This is a genomic window from Adhaeribacter sp., assembly GCF_057359045.1.
The window spans coordinates 1-16,374 of the sequence record NZ_JBMQUD010000093.1 but is presented as its reverse complement, the minus strand read 5'-3'; the positions used below and the strand labels follow the sequence as shown (position 1 = coordinate 16,374).

Annotated in this window: 16 protein-coding genes; 12 read left to right on the top strand and 4 right to left on the bottom strand. The window is 43.9% G+C overall.

Going from position 1 to position 16,374, the window contains the following annotated elements:
• Positions 1-87 precede the first annotated feature (87 nt).
• Positions 88-1,068 carry an NAD(P)/FAD-dependent oxidoreductase gene (locus ACO1R6_RS14550; protein WP_486265625.1) on the bottom strand — a complete coding sequence of 327 codons (981 nt, stop codon included), beginning with the start codon at positions 1,066-1,068 and terminating at the stop codon, positions 88-90.
• Positions 1,069-1,221: 153 nt separating this feature from the next.
• Between ACO1R6_RS14550 and ACO1R6_RS14545 the strand changes: the two genes are divergently transcribed.
• Positions 1,222-1,596, top strand: a complete 375-nt coding sequence (locus ACO1R6_RS14545; protein WP_486265624.1) for a Fur family transcriptional regulator — start codon at positions 1,222-1,224, stop codon at positions 1,594-1,596.
• Positions 1,597-1,741: 145 nt separating this feature from the next.
• On the opposite strand, the gene ACO1R6_RS14540 is transcribed toward ACO1R6_RS14545, so the two are convergent.
• The 3 genes from ACO1R6_RS14540 to ACO1R6_RS14530 all read right to left on the bottom strand — a co-directional run bounded on the left by ACO1R6_RS14540 (position 1,742) and on the right by ACO1R6_RS14530 (position 3,538).
• Positions 1,742-2,269: a DUF2625 family protein gene (locus ACO1R6_RS14540; RefSeq protein ID WP_486265649.1), complete on the bottom strand. Its 528-nt coding sequence runs from the start codon at positions 2,267-2,269 to the stop codon at positions 1,742-1,744.
• Positions 2,220-2,471 carry a hypothetical protein gene (locus tag ACO1R6_RS14535; RefSeq protein ID WP_486265623.1) on the bottom strand — a complete coding sequence of 84 codons (252 nt, stop codon included), beginning with the start codon at positions 2,469-2,471 and terminating at the stop codon, positions 2,220-2,222. The genes ACO1R6_RS14540 and ACO1R6_RS14535 overlap by 50 nt, the downstream gene beginning before the upstream one ends.
• Before the next feature lie 242 nt (positions 2,472-2,713).
• Positions 2,714-3,538: a ThuA domain-containing protein gene (locus tag ACO1R6_RS14530; protein WP_486265622.1), complete on the bottom strand. Its 825-nt coding sequence runs from the start codon at positions 3,536-3,538 to the stop codon at positions 2,714-2,716.
• Positions 3,539-3,878: 340 nt separating this feature from the next.
• Between ACO1R6_RS14530 and ACO1R6_RS14525 the strand changes: the two genes are divergently transcribed.
• The 11 genes from ACO1R6_RS14525 to aroF form a co-directional block, all read left to right on the top strand.
• Complete coding sequence (locus ACO1R6_RS14525) at positions 3,879-5,243, top strand: Gfo/Idh/MocA family protein (protein WP_486265620.1); 1,365 nt, start codon at positions 3,879-3,881, stop codon at positions 5,241-5,243.
• Between the two features lie 297 nt (positions 5,244-5,540).
• Positions 5,541-6,518: a DUF4886 domain-containing protein gene (locus ACO1R6_RS14520; protein ID WP_486265619.1), complete on the top strand. Its 978-nt coding sequence runs from the start codon at positions 5,541-5,543 to the stop codon at positions 6,516-6,518.
• A 214-nt stretch (positions 6,519-6,732) separates the two neighbouring features.
• The gene (locus ACO1R6_RS14515; protein ID WP_486265618.1) at positions 6,733-8,052 is read left to right on the top strand and encodes an acetylxylan esterase; all 1,320 of its coding nucleotides are present in this window, start codon (positions 6,733-6,735) and stop codon (positions 8,050-8,052) included.
• A 281-nt stretch (positions 8,053-8,333) separates the two neighbouring features.
• Positions 8,334-9,746 carry an anthranilate synthase component I family protein gene (locus tag ACO1R6_RS14510; RefSeq protein ID WP_486265616.1) on the top strand — a complete coding sequence of 471 codons (1,413 nt, stop codon included), beginning with the start codon at positions 8,334-8,336 and terminating at the stop codon, positions 9,744-9,746.
• Positions 9,747-9,853: 107 nt separating this feature from the next.
• Positions 9,854-10,453, top strand: coding sequence for an anthranilate synthase component II (locus ACO1R6_RS14505; protein WP_486265615.1), 600 nt, complete (start codon positions 9,854-9,856; stop codon positions 10,451-10,453).
• 96 nt (positions 10,454-10,549) lie between these two features.
• The gene (trpD, locus tag ACO1R6_RS14500) at positions 10,550-11,536 is read left to right on the top strand and encodes an anthranilate phosphoribosyltransferase (RefSeq protein WP_486265613.1); all 987 of its coding nucleotides are present in this window, start codon (positions 10,550-10,552) and stop codon (positions 11,534-11,536) included.
• A 167-nt stretch (positions 11,537-11,703) separates the two neighbouring features.
• Positions 11,704-12,507, top strand: a complete 804-nt coding sequence (trpC, locus tag ACO1R6_RS14495) for an indole-3-glycerol phosphate synthase TrpC (protein WP_486265612.1) — start codon at positions 11,704-11,706, stop codon at positions 12,505-12,507.
• Between the two features lie 62 nt (positions 12,508-12,569).
• Positions 12,570-13,172 (top strand): phosphoribosylanthranilate isomerase, encoded by a 603-nt coding sequence (locus ACO1R6_RS14490; RefSeq protein ID WP_486265611.1) that lies wholly within the window; start codon positions 12,570-12,572, stop codon positions 13,170-13,172.
• Positions 13,173-13,264: 92 nt separating this feature from the next.
• Positions 13,265-14,476 (top strand): tryptophan synthase subunit beta, encoded by a 1,212-nt coding sequence (gene trpB, locus ACO1R6_RS14485; RefSeq protein WP_486265610.1) that lies wholly within the window; start codon positions 13,265-13,267, stop codon positions 14,474-14,476.
• On the top strand, positions 14,457-15,251 hold the full coding sequence (gene trpA / locus ACO1R6_RS14480) for a tryptophan synthase subunit alpha (RefSeq protein WP_486265609.1): 795 nt from the start codon (positions 14,457-14,459) through the stop codon (positions 15,249-15,251). The genes trpB and trpA overlap by 20 nt, the downstream gene beginning before the upstream one ends.
• A gap of 152 nt (positions 15,252-15,403) precedes the next feature.
• Positions 15,404-16,374: 3-deoxy-7-phosphoheptulonate synthase (gene aroF, locus ACO1R6_RS14475; RefSeq protein WP_486265608.1), on the top strand; the 971-nt coding region annotated here is incomplete at its 3' end.

Sequence of the window (16,374 nt, the reverse complement as noted above, 5' to 3'; positions counted from 1 at the left end):
AATTCTGCTTCGCATATCGTTTGGCGCCATTGGTGGTGTTATCACCGCCAATTTAATTACTTCTGCCAGTACAACATTCTGGTGAAATTACCCCGCAGGGGCCGTGGCTCCATTCAGTTTACAATAAACGAAACAGCTTTTTAAAACAGTTTTGGGCAAGTTAAATTCTTCATCAATGAGTTCTTTGTTGATGATTGCGCCTGCTTTGGTGCCCGCCGCTACGGCAAAGGCAAGCGATCTGAAAGGAGTGGTATTGTCGCCGGCCGCAAATATTCCTGCTACGGTAGTTTTCTGAAAATCATCGACCTGTAAGAAGCCTTGTTCAGTTAGTGAGCACCCTAACGTAGCTGGGATGGTACAATGCTGCCGGAAACTTACCCGGCTAAAAACAGCCGTAATTTCTTCGGTGCTTCCATCCTGGAATAAAAGATGTTTTAAATACCCGTTTTGATGAACCAATTCACCAATAGCTTTTTCAACTACCCGGATGTTTTTCTTTTTAAGGGTATTAACCTGTTCCTGGGTTAAGGTTGAACTTCCGTTGGTGAATAAAGTAAGCGTTGGGCTCCAGTTGCTGATAAGTTTACCTAACTCAAAAGCGGTATCGCCATTAGCTATAATCCCGAGAGGTTTACCGGCAACCTCGTAACCGTGGCAATACGGGCAATGTAAAACCGAAATACCCCAGCAGGCATCAAACCCCGGTAGGTTGGGCATTTGGTCTAAAACGCCGGTGGCAAAGAGTAGTTTCCGGCAGGTATAGGTTTCTCCTGCGGCCGTAATTATTTGGAAAAAAATATTTTTCTTTTTCACCGCTACCGCTGTTCCCTGGCAAAAGCTTATTGTTTTATAAGCTAAAACCTGGGTTTTGGCGGTTTCGGAAATTTGTTTAGGTGTTTGCCCGTCTTGCGTAATAAAATTATGTGAATGGGGCGTTTGCCAGTTACACGGTTGGCCGCTATCTATAATAAGTACGTTTCTTAAGGCGCGGCCCAAGCTCATGGCCGCCGATAACCCGGCGTAACTGCCACCAATAATTATTACATCATATATTTTAGTTTCGTGCATACTTTCAATATTTTAAACCTTTAGAATAAATTTTGAGAGAGACCGATAAAATCGTACTACTTAAGCCCAATGGCGTAAGATTTGCCGTGGCTTACTTGTTATTTGACAAAGATAAAAATTATATTTACTATTGCAACTAAGTCGCATTAAAAAATGAAAAGAAGAAATACTACGGCGCAAGCCGCCATTCTGGAGTCGCTTAAAAATGCAAAACAAGCCTTAAGCCATGACCAGTTACAAACTGCCTTAAATTTAGAGATTGATAGGGCAACTATTTACCGGGTGCTCAACCGGTTTAGTGCCGATGGCTTGGTGCACAGCGTAATTGGGGACGATGGCAAACAATATTTTGCTGTTTGTACTGGCTGTACCGAAAAGAAGCACCAACACAACCACTTTCATTTCAGGTGCCAAACGTGCAGTAAGGTAGAGTGCTTACCGATTGAAATACAAATGCAGTTGCCCCTAGGTTACCAGGCCAAGCATTTTAATGGCTTTATAACCGGGGTTTGCGCTAGCTGCGTTTAATGAGTAGAGTGCAGTATATTTATACGATATTTTGCAATGGTTTGATTTAGATGAGCGTAAGATCTTCTTCTTGTACTTTTTTGTAGTGGTTTACTTGCAATTATAGATACGATAATTCTTTAAATAATTGGTTTCTAATACCCTTTCATCTTTTAGAATACAAACTCCAAAGTTCTTGAACTGGAACAGGTTTGCGGCTAACTCTATTAATATCTTTCCCTTCTACCGTAAATAAATAAGGGAAGAAATGGTATGCCTCATTGCCATCTAATCTTTTAATCTCTTTTTCCCAATCGGTCCATTTAAGTCCTTCATAAAATTTGTTAATATCTCCTGAAAAACAAAAGTTTATAAATTCAGAGTAGCCAATATCCAAAGATTCCCATTCCAAATTATCCGGAGAGAGATAAAAGACTTTGCCTAAGTCTCCTGGGCCAAACTCACCTGCATTTATCGCAAAAAAACCACCAATAACATCGTCAGCAATCAAAAGAAAAGAAGGTTGTTCGCCTTTGCTTTGAAATGATTTATTTAGGTTCCATTCCATTAAACCCCGATTTAGTTTTTCTGAGCCAGAGCCTAATATTCTTATCCAGCCATTATCGATTAAAATTCCGCCTGTTTCATATATGATTGCGCCCATTGGAGAGCGGGTAGTAACCTGTGCAGCAATTAATTCCTGTTCTGCTCTTTGTGGGTTTTTTAGGTAATATTTGAATTTTATTTTTAGCTTCTTTCATCCAATCCGTTACTAATTCCCAACCAGGTTCGTGTTTGTTAATTAGTTCCGGAAGCGTTCGCATTTTATTTGTTTGGCTAAAAATATCTTGTATGGTAATAGAGAGTAGTGCAAAAGAAAGAAGTAAAATTCTCATTTAAATTTAAAAATTAAGCTAGCAGTTTTATCGTCGATTATCCTTTGCAGCGGATGTTTTTACTTTTTCTTTCAAATTCTACCAATTTTTATGATAAAACTTTTTACTTCAGGATAAGTCTTTCTCTTTATTATCTATTTTTATTTCAGAGATTATCGTTAATCCTTCAAATGTTTGAGAGTTAGAAACATAATTTATATATTCATTTATATAAACCAAAACCCAATAACCAACTTCAACGGCTACTCACTTTTTGTAGCGTAGGCCTTGCTGTAATCTAACTTTTTGGCGGCGGCCCATTTTAAGCCACCCAAAATATGCTGCATAAAAACGGGATTGGTGTAGCTGCTTTTGGCATGACCCAAAGTAGTGTTCCATTGGCGGCCACCATCGTAAGTGTTGCACCACACAATGGGTACGTATTGGCCAAAAGTATCGGGCAAAGGTTTCTCAGGGTTGGCTTCGCGTAATTTTTTGGTATCGGCTACCATTAAAACCCGGATAGTGGGGTTCATGTCGCGTAAAAAATAGCATTCGTCTTGTACTGTCCAGACCGGGGGCACCACCGCTGCCGAGGGGTGTTTCGGTTCTACGGGTATCACATTAAACTCCTGTAATTTGGGGTGCATCAGAAAAGAGCCGCCAATCATTTGCTTAAACCAGGACCATTGGCGTTCGGTGCCGCAGGCAATATGTATGCCCACAATACCGCCGCCCGCCTGAACAAACCGCATCAAAGCTACTTTTTGGGCTTCGGTGTCAAATACCTGGTTGTTGCTGTTCGAGAAAATAATGGCATTGTATTTTTTAAGATTCTCTTCATTAAAAAGCGCGGCATTGGTAGTGGTATCTACGGCAAAGTTGTTTTGCTTACCCAGCAACTGTATGGCTTTAATACTTTCGGGAATATTATCGTGCACAAAACCTTTGCCGTTTTTAGAAAAGACCAATACGCGCATGCCTTTTAAATTTACGGTATTATTGTCCCATTTTTCCTGCGCGAATAAGTTAAATTGTATAAGTAATAAAAGCGATAAAAAAGCCAGGCGAATTTTAGTTTGGTACATAAAGCTGGTTACAAAATATTAAGAGATTTAAATCTAAAGAATAATTGCTGCTAATTTTTATCTTAATTATCAGAATAATTCTGCCGGATATTAGCAAAAAAGGCGCGTCTTTCCAACTTACTACCAGGGCTATTCCAAATCATAAGCCACTTATAATTAATCTTAAGCCAGTTAACGATGAATACCTGAATTCCAGCAAACCTGAATTGGTAAGATAAAGCCATTATACATTTGCTTAACTCAATATATTGCGCATAAGAATAAATATTGCTTTATTGGTTTAATTATAGCACAACTGCTTTTTACCAGATTATTCACCAGCAAAATAGAATTCCAGCACATGAAACTACGAGTAAAAAATTATGGCCGACGCCGATTCCTGACTAAAACCGGAACTGCGGTGGCAGGTTCATTATTAATGCCGGCCCTAGCCGGAGTTATAGCCCAACCGGCGCCCGCTAAAAAAATGCGGGTAGCGATGGTGGGTACCGGCTCACGGGGTATAGGCATGTGGGGTAAACCTGTAGCCAGAGATTACGCCGAGCAAATGGAATTTGTGGGTTTGTGCGATGTAAACCCCGGCCGGGTAGCTTACGCCAAAAAGACCATGGGCGTAAATTGCCCCACCTTTACCGATTTTACCAAAATGATGAAGGAGACCAAGCCCGATACCCTCATTGTGACCACTGTTGATGCCACGCACCACGAATTTATAATAAAAGGCATGGAAATGGGCGCCAATATTATTACCGAAAAGCCCATGACCACCGATGAAAAAAAATGCCAGGCCATTCTGGATGCCGAAAAGAAAACCGGCAAAAAAGTAACCGTTACCTTTAACTACCGCTACTCGCCGCACCGGCAAAAAATTTACGAAATGCTGCGCCAGGATGCCATTGGTAAAATTACTTCCGTCGATTTTCATTGGTACCTGAATACCTCGCACGGGGCCGATTATTTCCGGCGCTGGCACCGCCTGAAAGAAAAAGCAGGTACCTTGTTTGTGCACAAAGCCACCCACCATTTCGATTTACTTAACTGGTGGCTGGAGTCGGACCCCGAAGAGGTATTTGCTTACGGTAAACTAGAGCACTACGGTAAAAACAACCCTTTTCGGTTTACCAATTGCCGCCCGTGCCCGCACAAAGACAAATGTGACTATTATTACGATATCACCAAAAATAAAAACTACATGGACCTATACGTGGCCCATGAGCAGCACGACGGCTACTTACGCGACGGGTGTGTTTGGAAAGAAGATATTGATATATACGATAAAATGACAGCCGCCATCCGGTATGCCAACGGGGTGCAGGTAAGTTACTCTTTAACCACATATTCGCCGTACGAAGGCTATCGCATTGCTTTTAATGGTACCAAAGGCCGTCTGGAAGCCTGGATTCAGGAAGCCCAACCCTGGAAAATGGAAAACTACGATGAAATAAGGCTAACCAAAAACTTTGGCAAAACCGAATTAATTCAAGTGCCCCACGGTACCAGTGGCCACGGCGGCGGCGATGCCCGCCTGAAAGATAGTATTTTCAAGAGCCAGGGCCAGACCGATCCGTATCGGCAGTCGGCGGGTACCCGCGATGGCGCTTTTTCTATTTTAGTAGGTATTGCGGCCCGCACCAGCGTTGAAACCGGCAAACCCGTTAAAATAGCTGATCTAACCTCTTTAAAACCGCAACCAATAAAAGCTTGATAATTGGATGATTGATAGCTCAGCCCCGGACGTAACCTATGGTAAATAGATAACAGAAATTTGTTCGTGAAATATAAACCGGCCTCAGATGGGTACATTTCCCGGAACAAATAATTATTTATCCGCTGAATTTCTAAAGTTGCTAATGCTTTCATGCGGCAAGGTGAAGAATATTATATTAGGTAATATAAGACTTAGGTATACTGGGCTTTATATATAATAAAATTTATTTATAGCTTTACCGCTACCAATTAACCTTGTACAAATTGGCTTAATATTATTTAAACATACTGCTAAATGAATAAACAAATTTACCCGCTTCGGTTTCTGTGGCTTTTTTTATTGTTGTTAGTTACCCTGCAAGCCGGCGCTTTGCCCGCCCGTGCCGTAACAGTACCCCCTGGTAAAACGCTTAAAGACAAAAATAAACCGCTCCGGCTATTTATTATTGGCAATAGTTTTTCGCAAAACGCCGCCCGGTACTTACCCCAACTGGTTAAAGAAAACGGCGGCGAGTTAATTATTGGCCGGGCGGAGTTGGGTGGTTGTTCTTTGCAGCGGCACTGGGAAATTGCCGCCGCCTACGAAGCCGACCCCAATGACCCAAAGGGTAAACAATACAAAGACAAATCTTTAAAAATGCTTTTATCGGAAGGGGAGTGGGATGTGGTTACCATTCAGCAAAACTCCATGAACTCCAGCGATGTTGAAACTTACCGGCCGTACGCCCGCAAATTGTACGATTATATTAAATCTATTCAGCCAAAAGCCGAGGTAGTGATGCACCAAACCTGGGCTTACCGCATCGATTCTAAAAATTTTGGCCTGATCCAAAAAGAGCAGCACGCCCAAACCCAGCGCGAAATGTGGGAAAAATCGCGGGCTGCTTACCATACCATTGCCGATGAATTAAATGTGCGGTTAATGCCAGTGGGCGATGCTTTTTACCAGGTGAGCACCAACCCCAAATGGGGCTACAAAGTCGATGAAAAGTATGATTTTGCCAATCCGGTAGCACCTAATTTACCTAATCAGGCTAATTCTTTGCACGTGGGTTATACCTGGAAAGGTGACAAACTAGGTTTTGATTCAAATCATGCCAACGCGGCCGGCGAATTTTTAGGTTCGCTGGTGTGGTACGCCAGTTTGTTTAACCAATCGCCTACCAAAGTAAAATTTGTACCGGCGCAAGTACCCGCCGATTTTGCCGATTATTTAAAGAAAGTGGCCAAAGCCGAAGTAAAAAAGGCAAAAAAGGAAGCGGTTAAAATTTAATCTAAAACTGATACCAAAGGGCCGGAGATTGTTAAAAGGCTCCGGTTCTTTATTCTACCGGTTGCGCATAATCTACCAACAATACATAAGTAACCGGATTAAAGCAGATTACACTATCTATCAATCTAAATTAATAAATATCTATAATTTAAAAACTGATTACCTGTAACTAACTACTTACCATAATTTAATCAAAGTCTATCTAAACAAAAAAATGATACTTTACCACCGCATAAAATTAAGTTTACGCTATTACGCCAGCCTTTGGTTGCTGCTTCTGGTAACGGCTGTGCAAGCCCAGCCCACCGAAAAAATAATAAAAGTAATAGTGGCCCCCGACCACCAGAATTGGGAATATAAAACCGGCGAAAATGTAAAGTTTACTATTTCGGTTTTACAGTACGGCAACCCGGTTAAAAATGCCCAGGTGCAATACGAAATTATGCCGGAGAAAATGGAGCCCACCAAGAAAGAAACCATAACCCTGAATAATGGTTCTAAAACCATAAACGGCGGCACCCTTAAAACACCGGGCTTTTTGCGCTGCATAGCCGTAGCTACCGTAGATGGTAAAGAATACCGGGGCCTGGCCACTGCCGGCTTCGAGCCGCTAAAAATTAAACCTACTACCGACGTACCCACCGATTTTACCGCCTTTTGGGATAAAGCCAAAGAAGCTGCGGCCAAAATTCCGATGGATGCCCGTATGACCTTAATGCCGGAACGTTGTACCGAAAAAGTAAATGTGTACCACGTGAGTTTACAGAATTTTGCGCTAGGTTCGCGGCTATATGGTATTTTATGCGTGCCCAAAAAAGAAGGCAAATACCCGGCGGTGTTAAAAGTGCCGGGCGCCGGAGTACGGCCGTATAACGGCGACATTACGGCCGCCGAGAACGGTATTATTTCTTTTGAAATCGGGATTCACGGTATTCCGGTAAACATGGACATAGGGGTATATAATGATTTAAGAACCAGTGCACTATCTAATTACATGATGTACGGCCTCGACGACAAAGACCGTTACTATTACAAACGGGTTTACTTAGGTTGTGTAAGGGCCAACGATTTTATTTTTAGCTTACCCCAGTTTGATGGGCAGAATTTATCTGTAACCGGTGGGAGCCAAGGCGGGGCTTTAAGTATTGTAACGGCCGCTCTCGATAACCGGGTTAAATATTTAGTGGCGTATTATCCGGCCCTGAGCGATTTAACCGGTTACCTGAATGGCCGTGCCGGTGGGTGGCCGCACATGTTTAACCAGGCCAACAGCGCTTACAACAATACCAAAGAAAAAATTGCCACCAGCAAATATTACGATGTGGTAAATTTTGCACGCCTGGTAAAAGTGCCGGGTTATTACTCGTGGGGCTTTAACGACGAAACCTGTCCGCCTACTTCTATGTATGCGGCCTATAACGTAATTACTGCGCCCAAAGAGTTGTTCCTGGCTTTAGAAACCGGGCACTGGACCTTTCCGGAGCAGTACGAAATAACCACCCCCTGGCTTTACGGCAAACTTCAGAAAAAATAAATTTAATTAAATGGTAAAATAATTGGCAAGTAAGGTTTAAAGCCGGTTGATTTGCGCGTCGGAATAAACTTTAGCATTTTATAAGAAAATTTTTGGATCTAAAAAAAGGCCCTTTATATTTGCGACAGAATGAAGAACATAAACTTACATACTGCTGGTTGGTGGCACCTTTTAGAAAACTAAAAGTGTGAACCGGCATACACCAATTTGTAAGATAATATATACAAAGGCCCAAGTTCACTTGGGCTTTTTTCGTTTTTAGTCATTAGCAGTTTTTCTAAATGAACAACTTTAAATTACATACAGTACAAAAGCACCTGCTGGCCGATACCGTTACCCCGGTTAGTATTTACCTGCAACTCCGCGATAAATACCGCAATTGCATTATGCTGGAAAGTTCGGATTATCATGGCAACGATAATAGCTTTTCGTATATCTGCTGCGAACCCATGGGGGGCTTTGAACTAAAAGACCAGGTAATTAGCCAGTTTTTTCCCGACGGCACCTCTGAGCAAATAGAACTTACCGACCGCCGCGATGCCGTAAAACACCTGCAGCAGTTTATTAACTGTTTTTACGTCCGGAAACACCAGTACAGTTTTGTAAACAATGGTCTGTTTGGCTACATGGCTTACGATGCCGTTACGTATTTCGAGGACATCTCTTTTCAGGAGAAAGAAACGGCTTACCCAGGCTTACCCGAAATACTATACAGCCTCTATCGGTTTGTAATTGTGGTAGACCATTTTAAAAACGACCTCTATATTTTTGAGCACAGCATCGACGAAAACAACGATGGCAAAGGTTTGGAAAACATCGAAGCCTTGATCCGGAATAAAAATGTGCCGTCTTTTAGCTTTAGCGCCAACCACGACGAAGATTCTAATTATACCGACGAAGCTTTCCTGAAAGTACTGGCCGAAGGGCAGAATCACTGCAAACTGGGTAATGTTTTCCAGATTGTATTGTCACGCCGTTTTTCCCAGGGCTTTAGAGGCGATGAATTTAATGTTTACCGGGCACTGCGCTCCATAAATCCATCGCCGTATTTATTTTATTTTGATTATGGCAATTTTAAAATATTTGGTTCTTCGCCGGAAGCCCAGATTTTACTCAAAGGCAACAAAGCCAGCATATTCCCGATAGCCGGTACTTTCCGGCGCACCGGCGACGATGCCAGCGACCAGGAGCAAGCCCGCAAACTCTACGACGACCCTAAAGAAAACGCCGAACACGTTATGTTGGTAGATTTAGCCCGTAACGATTTGGGCCGCCACGGCGACGATGTGAATGTAGATGTATTTAAAGAAGTACAATATTACTCGCACGTTATCCATTTAGTTTCTAAAGTTACCAGCAACCGCAGCAAAGATGTTGCCCCCATGCTCATGGTCGCCGATACTTTTCCGGCCGGTACTTTATCGGGCGCACCTAAATACAAAGCCATGACCATTATTGATGAACTGGAGCCCACCGCACGGGGTTATTATGGCGGGTGCATTGGGTTTATTGGCTTTAACGGCGACTTTAATCATGCTATCATGATCCGGTCGTTTTTAAGTGTACAAAACCGCTTGTATTACCAGGCCGGCGCCGGCGTAGTAGCCAAATCTGAACTGGAATCGGAGTTAAACGAAGTAAACCATAAATTGGCTGCCCTGCGCAAAGCTCTCGATCGGGCGGCAGAAATTTAAAAACTTATTAAATAGTAAAGAAGCTTAAAATACTAGGTTAAAGATTGCACAAGAAGGTTAACCTTAACCTTTCAACCTTTAATATTTAACCTCTAATTTTATTTCCCATGAAAGTTTTAGTGTTGGATAATTACGATTCGTTTACTTACAACCTGGTACAGTTGGTCCGGAAGTTGGGTTATGGTACCAAAATGGACGTGTACCGGAACGATAAAATTGATTTAGACGCGGTAGAAGAATACGATAATATTTTATTGTCGCCGGGGCCGGGTGTACCTGCCGAAGCGGGCATAATGCCTGAGTTGATTAAACGGTATGCACCCACCAAGAAAATATTAGGCGTTTGTTTGGGCCACCAGGCCATAGCCGAAGCTTTTGGCGGCACGCTGCTCAATTTGCCGGAACCCGTACACGGGGTTGCTACGCCCATTAAAGTTTCTTCGCCAAACGAATCTATGTTCCGGGGTTTACCAACCGAGTTTAAAGCTGCCCGTTATCATTCGTGGGTAGTGGTGCCCAAGTCGGTACCGCACGAGTTAGAAGTAACAGCCGTTGACGGAGAAGGACAAATAATGGCGTTGCGTCACCGGGAGTATAACGTTAAAGGCGTGCAATTCCACCCCGAATCTATTCTGACCGAGCACGGCGAAACCATGATTAGAACCTGGCTTAAGGGTACCATTACCCCCAAGAAAAGCTGGATTTAAAAAAGCCGGGGTAAGTGCACCGGTTTTCCGGAGCGATCAAAACACCCAACCTGGGTTTTTATCTAATCAATTTTACATGAGCTAATCTACTTAAAAATGAAACAAATATTATTACACCTTATTGAGCAAAAAGCCCTTTCGAAAGAAGCTGCCAAACAGGTGTTGCTTGATATTGGACAAGGAGTATATAACCAAAGCGAAATGGCGGCCTTTTTAACGGTTTTCCTGATGCGCAATATTACGGTTAGTGAACTGGAAGGCTTCCGCGATGCCATGCTGGATATGTGTATTAAACCGCAGTTGGCTACCCACGATGTAATAGATTTGTGCGGAACCGGTGGCGATGCCAAAGATACCTTTAATATATCTACCTTGGCTTCTTTTGTGGTAGCTGGAGCTGGCTACAAAGTTGCCAAGCACGGTAACTTTGGCGTTTCGTCGGTTTGTGGCTCGTCTAACATAATGGCTTATATGGGTTACCAGTTTACCAACGACTCTGATTATTTGCGGCGAAAGCTCGATGAAGCCAATATTTGCTTTTTGCACGCGCCGGTTTTTCACCCGGCCATGAGCCACATTGGCCCGGTTAGGAAAGAACTGGGCTTAAAAACCTTTTTTAATATTTTGGGCCCGATGGTAAACCCGGCTTTGCCCAATTACCAAATGGTGGGGGTTTTTAACCTGGAGTTGTTGCGCTTATACAATTATTTGTATCAAAAAGGAAATAAGCGTTACATCATATTGCACTCTCTTGATGGCTACGACGAAATTTCCCTGACATCGCCGTTTAAAATGGTAATGGCCGAAGGCGAGCATTTAATTACCCCCGAAACGTTGGGCTTTAAAACGGTGCAGCCGCACGAATTGGCCGGTGGCAAAACCGTAGAAGAATCAGCAGCTATTTTCCGGCAGGTGTTAGAAGGGCAGGGCACCGAAACGCAAAACAATGCCGTACTGGCCAACGCCGGCATGGCCATATTTTGTGCTAACCCCAAAACTTCTATTCCGGATGGGATAGCGGCCGCCCGGGAGTCGCTGGAGTCTGGTAAAGCTTTGGCTGCTCTAAAAAAATTATTAGCCTGATAGAAGGTTTGCGAATAATTGATTTAATCTAAGCCGTGTAAGCCAAATTGGGTTTTATAAGTGATTAAATACAAAAGCCATTCAAGAAAAATACTTAGAATAACGGGTTTATAAACCAAATTAGCAGGCGTCGGCCATAACCGCCTTTGCCTATTACTTATTACATCATGAATATTTTAGAACAAATTGCTGCGCATAAACAAAAAGAAGTAGCCGACCGCAAAAGCATTGTGCCGGTAAAATTATTGGAGCGCAGCATTTATTTCGAGACGCAACCTGTTTCTTTAAAGAAATACCTGCAACGCCCTGATTTAAATGGCATTATAGCGGAGTTTAAGCGCCAGTCGCCGTCTTTGGGCATGATTAATTCGCATGCTTCCGTCGAGAAAACAACCATTGGTTACATGCAGGCGGGTGCTTCGGCTTTATCGGTGCTCACCGACCAGAATTTTTTTGGCGGCAAAAACGAAGATTTAACAACGGCCCGCAAATACAACTTCTGCCCCATTTTACGCAAAGATTTTATTATTGATGAATACCAGATTGTAGAAGCCAAATCGATTGGGGCCGACGTAATACTATTAATTGCCGGCATTCTGGAAACTGAGAAGTTAAACCAACTGGCGGCGTTTGCCCGCTCGCTTAACCTGGAAATATTACTGGAAGTACATGACCAGGAAGAACTGGAACGCACCTTAAGCGATGCCGTAGATGTAATTGGGGTAAATAACCGTAACCTGAAAGATTTTACTGTTAGTACCCAAACTTCTAAAGACTTGGCCGCTTTAATTCCGGATTCTTTTATCAAAGTGTCGGAGAGCGGAATTGGCCAGCCCGAAACCATTCTGGAATTGCGCCAATATGGTTACCAGGGCTTTTTAATGGGCGAAGCCTTCATGAAAACCAGCCAGCCCGAAAAAGCCTGTGCTACGTTTATTCAAAGCCTGAAACAACCAACCGCAACTGTTTAATGAGCCCATTTACGCCAGCACCAACTTTACCGCCACCAGCTTTGCAGCTAAAAGTGTGTGGTATGCGCGACCCGGAAAATATTGCGGCGGTGCTGGCCTTGCAACCCGATTGGCTCGGCTTTATTTTTTACCCAAAATCGGCGCGGTACGTAGGAGCCGCCTTACCACCCGCCGTATTAAAGAATATTCCGGCAGCTACCCGTAAAGTAGGTGTTTTTGTAAATGCCCCGGCCCCGGAAATGTTGCGGGCAGTAAAAGAGTATAATTTGGCTGCGGTACAACTGCACGGCGACGAATTGCCGGAATTGTGCCGGGAAATGCAACAGGCAGGTTTACTTGTTTTTAAAGCTTTTTCTATAGACGATAATTTTGATTTTAACCAGTTGCAAGCTTACGAAGGAACTTGTGATTATTTTTTGTTTGATACCAAAGGACAATCGTACGGGGGCAATGGTATCCGGTTTAACTGGGAATTGCTGCGGCACTACACCGGCACTACGCCCTTTTTGCTGAGCGGCGGCATCGATTTAGACCACGTAACCGCTATTAAAGCTTTGCAGTTGCCTTTGTTAAGTGGCATCGACATTAATAGTAAATTTGAAATGAGCCCGGCTTTAAAAGATAGTGCTAAAATTGCGGCATTTTTTAAAGCAATCCGGGGTTAAAGCATAAAGCAGCCCATAACTGCACAACAGGGCAGGTGCTGCTAAACTAAAATTCAAGCTAAATAAATCTTTTGGCTATTAAACCAAATCTAATGAAGTTTTCAGTTGATGATCGGGGGTATTATGGCAATTTCGGGGGCGCTTACATCCCTGAAATGTTGTACCCCAATGTAGAAGAGCTCCGGCAAAAATATTTAGAAATAATATACGAGCCCGGTTTTCAGGCCGAACTGCAAGGTTTGTTGCGTGATTACGTTGGCCGGCCCACGCCCTTGTATTTTGCCCAGCGCCTTTCCGAAAAATTTAACGCCAAAATATACCTGAAGCGCGAAGACCTGGCGCATACCGGTGCGCACAAAATAAATAATACCGTGGGGCAAATTTTATTGGCCAAACGCTTGGGTAAAACCCGGATTATTGCCGAAACCGGTGCGGGGCAGCACGGGGTAGCTACGGCAACCGTTTGTGCTTTGGCCGGTTTAGAGTGCGTGGTATACATGGGTAAAATAGATACCGAACGGCAAAAGCCCAATGTAGCGCGCATGCAATTATTAGGCGCTACGGTGGTGCCGGTTACCTCCGGTAGCCAGACTTTAAAAGACGCTACCAACGAAGCTATCCGCGACTGGATTAGCAACCCCGAAGATACGCATTATATTATTGGCTCGGTAGTTGGCCCGCACCCTTACCCCGATATGGTCGCTCGTTTTCAGGCAATTATCAGCGAAGAAGTAAAGCAACAGTTGCAGGGAAAAGAAGGCCGTACCAACCCCGATTATGTGGTTGCCTGCGTGGGCGGCGGCAGTAATGCGGCCGGGGCCTTTTATCATTTCCTCGACGAACCAGACGTAAAATTAGTAGCAGTGGAAGCGGCGGGGCACGGCGTGGATACGGGTTTTTCGGCGGCTACCTCGGTGTTGGGTACGTTGGGTATTATTCACGGCAGTAAAACCTTGCTCATGCAAACCGATGATGGCCAAATTGTAGAGCCGCATTCCATTTCGGCGGGTTTAGATTACCCCGGCATTGGCCCAATGCACGCGCACCTGTGGGAAACCGGCCGCGCCAAATTCTACAGCATTACCGACGACGAAGCCATGCAAAATGTAGTTATGCTGAGCCGCCTCGAAGGCATTATTCCGGCTATTGAATCGGCGCACGCTTTAGCGGCTTTGCACCAAATGGAACTGAAGCCCACCGATGTAGTAGTATTAAACCTCTCGGGCCGCGGCGACAAAGATTTAGCTACCATTATCAATTACCTCGACGACATTGAAAAACCCCATGGAGAACAGACTAACTAATTTATTCCGGCAAAAGCGGGAGAACCTGCTGAATGTATATTTTACCGCCGGTTTTCCGGAACTGGAAAGTACCGGCATAGTGCTTAAAGCCTTAGAAGCTGCCGGGGCTGATATTGTAGAGATTGGCATGCCGTACTCCGACCCGTTGGCCGATGGTCCCACCATTCAACAAAGCAACACGGTGGCCTTGCGTAATGGTATGTCCATCCGGAAATTATTCGTGCAACTGGAGCAAGTTAGGGCCGAGGTTAATTTGCCCATAATCCTGATGGGTTACCTCAATCCGGTATTGCAGTTTGGCATTGAGCAGTTTTGTCAGGAAGCCGCGCGGGTAGGGGTAGACGGGTTAATTTTGCCGGATATGCCCTTACAGGAATACGAAGAGGAGTACCAACCAATATTTCGCAAATACAACCTCAGTGTTATTTTTCTGGTTACGCCCCAAACGGCCGAAGACCGCATCCGCAAAATAGATAGCCTGACCGATTCTTTTATTTACCTGGTTTCGTCGGCTAGCACCACCGGCAATAAAGTAGGCGGCGACGAAAAGCAACTAGCCTATTTCCAGCGCATCCTGAACCTGAACCTGAAAAATCCGAAGCTGATTGGTTTTGGAATTTCGGACCGCGGCTCTTTTGCCCTGGCTTGCAAATACGCCGAAGGGGCAATTATCGGCAGCGCGTTTATAAAAGTAATTCAGGAGAAAGAAAACCTGGAAAATAATATTCAAACTTTTATTCAATCGGTTAAAGCACCGGAACAGGTATCCGCTTAAAATTGATAGCATAATTTTTTTTCACTAACGGCCTGTGAGCGGAAGAATATATCAAGCCCGACACCGAACATAGCAGTACGTCCCTAATCACTATTCACTAATAACTAATAATTAATAATTAATTAATAACTTATAGCTAACCGCTAACCAAAATGATTATTCAATTAAAAGAAGATATTCAGGAGTCGGAAAAGGCGGCCATTGGGGCCAAACTGAAATCTTTTAAATATAAAGTAACGGAGGTTAAAACCCAGCGCGCCAATTATTTAATCTGCATTGGTAAAAGTGAATTCGATATCCGGAACGTGGGCCAAATGCCCGGTATTAAAGATTTGCACCGGGTATCCGACGATTACAAACTGGTTTCGCGGAAGTGGCGGGTAAATTCCTCGGTAGTGGACCTAGGCGATGAGCTGGAAATAAAGCAAGGGAATTTTACCTTGATGGCCGGGCCTTGCTCCATCGAAGACGAAATCCAAATTCAAAAAACCATCGACCATTTAAAAGCGAATAATATTAAAATAATGCGGGGCGGCGTGTTTAAACCGCGCAGTTCGCCGTACTCTTTCCGGGGTTTGGGCATTGAAGGGCTGCAATTATTTTACCGCATGTGCCGCGAAAACGGTATTAAAATTATTACCGAAGTCATGCAGGTATCGCAAATTGCACCTATGTTGGATTATGTTGATATTTTTCAGGTAGGCGCCCGCAATACCCAAAATTTTAATTTGCTAGATGAGTTGGGTAAGGTTGATAAGCCCGTAATGATTAAGCGGGGCATTTCCGGTACAATCGACGAGTTGCTGTATTCGGCAGAATACGTTTTTTCTGGTGGTAACGAAAAGCTGATTCTGTGCGAACGTGGCATCCGGACCTACGAAACCGCCAGCCGCAATACCCTGGATTTAAATGCCATTCCGATATTAAAAGACAAAACCCATTTACCGGTAATTGTAGATCCGTCGCACGGCATTGGCATCCGGGAATATATTGAGCCCATGGCATTGGCAGCGGTAATGGCCGGTGCCGACGGTATTATTTACGAGACCCACGAAAAGCCCGAAGAACCCGCCTCCGACGGGGCGCAAACTTTAAACTTTGCCGAATCGGAACGCATGATCCG